Annotated in this window: 8 protein-coding genes; all 8 read left to right on the forward strand. The window is 56.5% G+C overall.

Going from position 1 to position 7,406, the window contains the following annotated elements:
* The first annotated feature begins 234 nt into the window (after positions 1-234).
* The 8 genes from NTX71_07925 to NTX71_07960 all read left to right on the forward strand — a co-directional run bounded on the left by NTX71_07925 (position 235) and on the right by NTX71_07960 (position 7,108).
* Positions 235-672, forward strand: coding sequence for a hypothetical protein (locus NTX71_07925; GenBank protein MCX6339831.1), 438 nt, complete (start codon positions 235-237; stop codon positions 670-672).
* A 277-nt stretch (positions 673-949) separates the two neighbouring features.
* On the forward strand, positions 950-1,417 hold the full coding sequence (sixA, locus tag NTX71_07930) for a phosphohistidine phosphatase SixA (GenBank protein MCX6339832.1): 468 nt from the start codon (positions 950-952) through the stop codon (positions 1,415-1,417).
* Between the two features lie 33 nt (positions 1,418-1,450).
* A complete protein-coding gene (gene nadE / locus NTX71_07935; GenBank protein ID MCX6339833.1) occupies positions 1,451-2,401 on the forward strand; it encodes an NAD(+) synthase in 951 nt (316 codons plus the stop codon).
* A 79-nt stretch (positions 2,402-2,480) separates the two neighbouring features.
* The gene (locus tag NTX71_07940; protein ID MCX6339834.1) at positions 2,481-3,047 is read left to right on the forward strand and encodes an RNA polymerase sigma factor; all 567 of its coding nucleotides are present in this window, start codon (positions 2,481-2,483) and stop codon (positions 3,045-3,047) included.
* Positions 3,031-3,582 (forward strand): zf-HC2 domain-containing protein, encoded by a 552-nt coding sequence (locus NTX71_07945; GenBank protein MCX6339835.1) that lies wholly within the window; start codon positions 3,031-3,033, stop codon positions 3,580-3,582. The genes NTX71_07940 and NTX71_07945 overlap by 17 nt, the downstream gene beginning before the upstream one ends.
* A gap of 127 nt (positions 3,583-3,709) precedes the next feature.
* Positions 3,710-4,279: a periplasmic heavy metal sensor gene (locus tag NTX71_07950; protein MCX6339836.1), complete on the forward strand. Its 570-nt coding sequence runs from the start codon at positions 3,710-3,712 to the stop codon at positions 4,277-4,279.
* A gap of 161 nt (positions 4,280-4,440) precedes the next feature.
* Complete coding sequence (locus NTX71_07955; GenBank protein MCX6339837.1) at positions 4,441-5,685, forward strand: hypothetical protein; 1,245 nt, start codon at positions 4,441-4,443, stop codon at positions 5,683-5,685.
* A gap of 163 nt (positions 5,686-5,848) precedes the next feature.
* The gene (locus NTX71_07960; protein ID MCX6339838.1) at positions 5,849-7,108 is read left to right on the forward strand and encodes a hypothetical protein; all 1,260 of its coding nucleotides are present in this window, start codon (positions 5,849-5,851) and stop codon (positions 7,106-7,108) included.
* The last annotated feature ends 298 nt before the right edge of the window (positions 7,109-7,406 follow it).

Raw genomic sequence — 7,406 nt, forward strand, 5'->3', positions numbered from 1 at the left:
TCTTCCGAAGAGAGTATAATCTTGAATGGGCTTGTTCTGGGCACAATACGCCTCCTTCTTTGTCTTCGTATTGTGCCGCATCCGTTCTTGAAAAGCAATATTTATATGTCATCATATTTATGATACTGTGTACTTAGTTTCTAAAAAATGGGGAAACTCCAGTAGCTTTAGACTGTTCTTTCTCTCTGGTTACTATGGTAGAATTTCTGATATCGCATCCGAAAGGAGGAGAATGTGAAACATACGTGCGTGCTGCTGGCAATCGGTGTAATCCTGGGGGGAGTTTTATGCGTCAGTGTTGGATTATCTGCTGAAGAGGCGAACACGGGAGCTCCCACTTCCGTGGCCTCCGGAGGCGGAGAGAAGGAGGCGCCTGTTGCCGTGCCGCCGGCAGGTGAAAAAGAGGGGAAGTCTGAGGCCTTTAAAGCGTACCGGAGAGAAGCGGGGCATAAGCTGCAGCGGGCGGCGACGAATCTGGCCCGTTCCGGCACCGAATTCTATATGCAGCCGATGGAGGCCAAATCGGAAAGCGGCAAAACCATCTCGATGCTCTGGCCTGGCCTGGGCGAGGCCTGTGGGATGTTCCTCACTCGTTTGTTCGGTGGAGTCATTGAAGGCGTCACCTTCGCCGTTCCCTTCCCTAATGGTTGGAAGCCGCTGCTGGACGAATAATGCTTATAGTCACTTTTCATTGATGCACACCCCGCACCTTTGGGGGGAGATTCACTTTAAAGATCCTCCCCCTTGATGAGGCTGTCTCAAAATGTCCACCATGTCATTGCGAGCGACCCCGCAATGGCGGGGGAGCGCGGCAATCCGACCCGAGGGGTCGTCCTCCCGCTTAGCGGGACGGGACTCCTCGCAATGACAGTTATGAGACGGACTTTTATGAGGAAGTGAGGCGGGAGGTGAAGGCGCGCGCTCACCTCAGCCCTCGGCGTATAACCCTATGAAGCTCTACCTCGTCCAGCACGGAGACGCGAAGCCCAAGGAAGAAGACCCGGAGCGGCCGCTTTCCGCCAAAGGGCTGGCTGACGTCGCTCGGGTTGCTGATTTTCTTCGCAGTGGAGCCGGCATCACGGTGAGCAGCATCATGCATAGCGGCAAGCTGAGAGCGCGACAGACGGCCGAGCTGCTTGCGACGAGGCTGGATTCGCCCTCCGGCGCAGCACAGGATGACGGTCTTGATCCGCTCGCGGAGAGCGACGCGTGGGCCGAGCGGTTGAATGCGATGGATGAAGACATAATGCTCGTGGGGCATCTTCCCCACCTGAGCTCTCTCGCGGCACGGCTCCTTTGCGGCGATGAGGGGAAGAAGATAGTCAGTTTCACGACGGGCTCCGTCCTCTGTCTCGAAGGGGATGCCGCCGGAGGGTGGGCTGTCAGGTGGATGGTAACGCCGGAATTAATTGGCTGAGCACCCGATAGCCCTGATTCGTTTAAAAGATCTATGGTTGCCGCTCCTGCCCCAAAACTTGAAGAGCTCAAATCCTCGATAGGAGTTGATGCGGGACCGCTGGCCCGCTCACTTGAATCCTTCATCAGGGAACATGTAGAGAAACTGGAGCGCGAGGGAGTGATCCTGGGGTTGAGCGGCGGGATTGACTCAGCGGTCGCCGCGGCCCTGTGTGCGAGGGCAGTGGGTCCGGAGAAGACACTTGCCATCGTGATGCCTGACAGGGACTCCCGGCGGGAGCATGTAAAAGACGCCCTCAGTTTCGCCGCGCAGCTGGGTATCAAGACGAAACTTATCAATATCACCCCCTACCTGAGGAAGATCGGGGCATATAAATTATTTTTCCTGCACAGGTTCCCGCTGCCTGAAAATATCAAAGCCAAACTGGCCCACAAGGCGCACGCCTATTTCGAGAGAAAGACGGGAAAAACACCTTTCTCGGCGGGCATCCTCGGTATCCACGACAAGCAGTTGGATTACTACCTCAAGAATTGCACCGCATACTACCGTATCAAGCACAGGCTGAGGATGGTCCTGCTCTATCTCAATGCTGAGCGAGAGAACAGGCTTGTGGTCGGCGCCGCGAACAAGACGGAGTACAGGATCGGCTTCTTCGTGAAGCACGGCTGCGACGATGCGGCCGATCTGATGCCGCTCCTGGGGCTGTACAAGACACAAGTGAGAGAGCTCGCCCGCGCCCTCGATCTTCCCGCACGGATTATCAACAAAGCTCCTTCTCCCGACATCGTCCCCGGCATCACCGACGAGGAGGCGATCGGCATCCCCTATGAAAAGCTGGATCTGATACTGCTCGCGCTCGAGAAGGGGTGGGAGATCGCCGAGGTGGCGGCCGTCCTGGAACTGGAGCAGGGAGTGGCGGAGCGCGTGACAGAGCTCACCGAGCGCTCGGCCCACATGCGCACGACCTACGTGCCGGAAATCTGACAGTAATCTCCCCTGGTGCGATAGTGGGGTGAAGGGAACTTTTTGCCTGTATAATGTGTCTAATATAGTAAAGGAATCAATGCAGGCACTGCCGAGGGAAATCCTCAGAGAGGCATCGGAAGGCAATAGAGGCGCCTTCGAGAAGATATACCGGGCGACGTGTGATTATGTGTACACGATAGCGTTGAAGGTTACCGGCAACCGGGCCGATGCGGAAGAGGTGACGCAGGACGTGTTCCTGAAGGTATTCAGGGAACTTAAAAGATTCCGCTTTGCGTCCTCGTTTACCACGTGGCTCTACAGGGTCACGATCAACAGCGCGCTCAACGCCACGAGGAAAATGCGAAGACAGCGGATGAGACAGGTCGAGTACAATGACGCCATCGCAGTCGGGAACGAACGTTGTGCGACGCACGATGCGATTGGAAGGGAGCACAACGTGGCGCGCGTCAACGCCATGCTGGAGGCACTCAATCCCGATCAGCGGGCGTGCATTGTCCTGAGGGAAATGGAGGGGTTGCGCTATAAGGAGATCGCGGACGTGCTCAAGATTCCTATAAACACGGTGCGCTCCAGGCTCCAGAGAGCCCGGGAAGCGCTTCTGGCACGCGAACAGCACGGGGGGGATAATGCCGATGAACTGTGAGGAGATGCGAGGGCTGCTTACCGCCGATTACATCGACGGGGAACTCGATGAAGGCGCGCGGGGGGAGGTCGTGGAGCACCTCGCGGCCTGCACCCGGTGCAGGCAGTTTAAGGAGGCTGTACGATGCGCCGCCGTTGAACCCTTCAGGCATGCGCAGTTGAGCAGCGCACCGGCGTCAGTCTGGCATAAGGTGGCGCGGAGGATCGATCAGGAGCGGGGAGGAGGCGTGCGCGTGGCGCTGCGCCGCGGATGGGAACGACTTTTTACCATCCGGAAAGCCGTCTATGCCGCGGCGTCGCTGGCGGTGGTCAGTCTTATCGTGGCGTTTCTGGTCCGTGTGCCGTCTACCGCCGGCAGAGGGGCACGGTTGTCATCCGGTGACGTCGAGGGAGTACACGATTACATGAAGGAGCAGTTCATTGCCCTGGAATATCAGGGTAATAACGGCGCGGAAAGCCCTGTTGACGGCGACATGGATTATGACGGCATCGTTTCCGTCAACTTCGGCACCATCGTGGAAAAATATCTGATATAGAGGGAACTTTTCGCGGCTTTGCCGCGTCTAAGGTTGGTAGAGGGGTGATGACCGCTCGCGCGGTTATTGAAGCGGGGCCACTACGATGTGTGGTACACAGGCCGAGGTACGAAAGGAGGCATCAGAGATGAGAGCACGATTCAAAGGCGCATATGCGGTACTAGGGGTTGGCGCGCTGCTCCTTGTGCTGGTGACGGCGCGCGCACAGACTCCTTGCCCCATGGGGGGTGCGGGACAGGAGCACAAGGAAGGGCGTTTCAAAGAGCGCCTCACGGAGCTCAACCTGACCCCCGCGCAGATGGAGCAGCTCAATACGCAGCGTCAGGCGAATAAGAGCGCGATGCGGGAACTACAGCAGGCGCTCAAGACGAAGCGCAGGGAGCTTCGCGAGGAGCTGGACAAGCAGAAGCCTGACAAGGGTAAGCTCGAGAGCATCACGTCCGAACTGAAGCGCTTGGAGGCACAGCGCATAGATCAGAGAGTCAAAAATATCCTTCAGATGAAAGAGACGCTCACGCCCGAGCAATTCAAGAAAATGAGCTCTCTGAAGGAGGAGCGCCGCGGCGAAAAGCACGGGCAGCAGAGAGGGAAGGGTCACTGGCGCGGGCATGGTGACGAACAGCGCGAGAAGCCGCAACCTGTCCCCACGCAGCCGGAGAAGCCCGCTGGCGGGCCGGCCGTGAGCGTCTCGGAGTGAGGGGGAATAATAACCGCACGTAGATCAGATTAGGAAAGGCCACGAAAGGCCCACCTTGCCGGGGAAGCCAGAATACGAATGGCCATGCGATATACAACATGTTATTCGTAGTACGTAGTGTGATTTCTCACATCACCGCAATGTGAACAGAGGAGGGTAAAATGAAAAGAATGTTCCGCGTGATCTTGGGTCTTGCGTTGCTTCCATTCGCCGCCACATTCCCGCTGTTCGCACAGAGTGTTGTTAATATTTATGAAAATGCGAACTCCGACCCCTTAACTATCTATGTCGCAAGCGACCTCAGCGCACAGGCAGCGTACGATGAGTCAAAGTGGCAGGTATATCCTTCAACGCAGCATCTCGCCGACAGCGGCTTCTTCGTTTTCTTACCCGATTCCGAGACTGTGTACGGGCCTGATTTCAATTCCCATCCAGGCGGAACATCCGTGACCGCATTTCCCACTCCATGGACACAAGTTTACCAGGATACTGAACCAGATGGTAGTGGCAGCAACGGCGATCCATGGACGGTTATCACCAGGGTCAAAAGTGCTCTCGATGAGGTTGAGGTTGAGCAGAAAATCAGCTACGTGAACACCGAAGAGGAGGTGAACCTATCATGGACCATCACTAACACATCCGGTGGCGATCTCAACTGCCAGTTCACGCACGCCGTAGCCATGTACATGCAGGAGGACGGCAATGCGTTCGGATACAGCGATTCTTCAACGGGCGCCGTGGGGGGATACAACGGGGCAATGACTTGGTACGAGGAGCTGTCGCCCGTCAATCCCGCGCCCGACGCGTTTGAGGTGAGCGATTATGGCACGATCTGGGGCAACATAATAGGGGATCCTCCAGGAACAGGTCCAGGCCTTGATAATACCATCAATTCCGATTACCTCCCTATGGCCGCGGGGCTCCAATGGAATGTGACCCCTCTCGCGGACGGGGATCAGATCATTATCAATGACAAGTGGAGAGTCGGGCCTAACGTGCCCCCTATCCCCACCCCCACTCCGCCGCCGGTTCCGCCCGCCGCTCCGGGCATTGTCATAACCCTGAACAGCACGACGCTCACTGCCGGGGACCAGTTCACCGTTGACGTGACCGTGCAGCCCGTCAATCAGCGTTTCGACGCGTGGGCGGTGATTGTAGGAGGGGGAAAGAAATACTCCATGGTCTTAAACAAGCCCGGACGGGTCCGCGGCGGTTTGTACGCGTACATCACTCGCGTGAAAAAGCTCACGCGCCCGTACTCCGGGCACCTCCTCAACATCCCGATTCCCTCGGGCGTGTCCGGTTCATACAATGTCATCGTGGGGCTGGTTCCTTCGGGGCAAAAGCCGAGCGTGCGGAATGTTATCCCCGGCTACCTGGACCAGAAGACCGTGACGGTACAGTAGGTCATACTGCCGGGTCTCCCACTTTGTAGCCGAGGCTTAAGTCTCGGCTACGCGGTTCATTTAAGATCGAACTTTTAAGTTGAGCATCAGCAAATGGAAGCAAAAGCCTGTCCAGAGCGATATAGATTGTGCTATAATGTTTTATCAATCAAAGGAGGCTAAGATGAAAAAATTGTTCTGCGTGATGCTGGGTCTTGTGTTGTTTCCACTTGTCGCTGCGGTTCCCCTATTCGCACAGCCCATTATCTCCAGTGTTTATGAAGGAGGGAGTTCCAACCCACTGACCACCTATGTTGCAAGCGACCTCAGCGAGCAGGTTTTGTATAAGCCTTGGACAGATTCATATTGGCAATTCAATCCGAATACGTCGCAGTGGGCCGACAGCGGCTTCTTCGCCTTTTTCCCCGATTCCGGGAATCTGTACGGCCCTGACTTTGCTTCTCATCCCGCAGGAACATCAGTGACCGTGCTTCCCACTCCGTGGGCTTTTGTGAGCCAGGAAGGTACCCCTGATGGCAGTGGCACCGAAAACGACCCTTGGACGCTCAGCACGATCGTCAATAGCGCAGATGGCAGCCTTCAGGTAACGCAGAAGGTTTCCTATGTGAATAACGACAAGGAAGTCGATTTCACCTGGATCATCACCAACAATTCCGGTGGGCCGCTCAACTGTGTGTTCACGCACGCCGGGGCCCTCTATATGCAGGGGGATGGGACCTGCTCAGGATGTTACAATTCCACGACCGGCACCGTAGTGGCGTACAATCAGGCGGGCAACTGGTATGAGCAGATTATGCCTGACCCTATCTTATCCGCCAGTGCCTATGAGCTGAATGAATACGGCACGATCTGGAATCATATAATAGGCGATCCCGCAGGAACAGGCATCGGTCTCCAGAATTACATCAATCCCAACAACGCCCTTCAGTCTGTTGGCCTCCAGTGGAATGTGAACCTCCCGGTGGGTCAGACCACCCTCAACGATAAATGGAAATTTGGGCCAATCCCGCCCACCTGTCCCACGCCCACGCCTACTCCGCCTCCTCCTCCGCCCCCTGTCCCAGGCGTTTCCATAACTCTGAATAGCACCACGCTCACCGCGGGGAACCAATTCACCGTTGACGTGACTGTCCAACCCGTCAATCAGCGTTTCGACGCGTGGGCGGTGATTGTAGGAGGGGGAAAGAAATACTCCATGGTCTTAAACAAGCCCGGACGGGTCCGCGGCGGTTTGTACGCGTACATCACTCGCGTAAAGAAGCTCACACGCGCCTATTCCGGGCACCTCCTCAACATCAAGATTCCCTCGGGCGTGTCCGGTTCATACCAGGTCATCGTGGGGCTGGTTCCTTCGGGACAAAAGCCGAGCGTACGGAATGTCATCTCGGGCTACCTTGCCCAGACGCCGGTAACGGTGCAGTAGCGCTTCCCCTCCGGCCCGATGCTTGTAGCCGAGGCTTCAGCCTCGGGGCTATTGTTTATTCAGATCTTTCAAGGCTTTCAAGAAGCTTCAGGGCCAGACCATGACTACTGACCAATATCATCATCACGATCCCTCTCTGTCATCCGTCGAGGCCTGACCCGAATGGCGCTTACTTAGTGCGGGCGATTTCGGTGAGGGAGGTTGCCCATCAAGTGGCGTGGTTTCGTGAGGAGATGGTAGTTTTTAGGTCGACGTTTGACAGCCCGGGGTTCGGATCGTTCGGGGCGCCAAGGGACCC

The organism is Candidatus Auribacterota bacterium, from assembly GCA_026392035.1.
In the GTDB taxonomy this organism is placed as follows: Bacteria; Auribacterota; Tritonobacteria; order UBA1439; family UBA1439; genus JAPLCX01.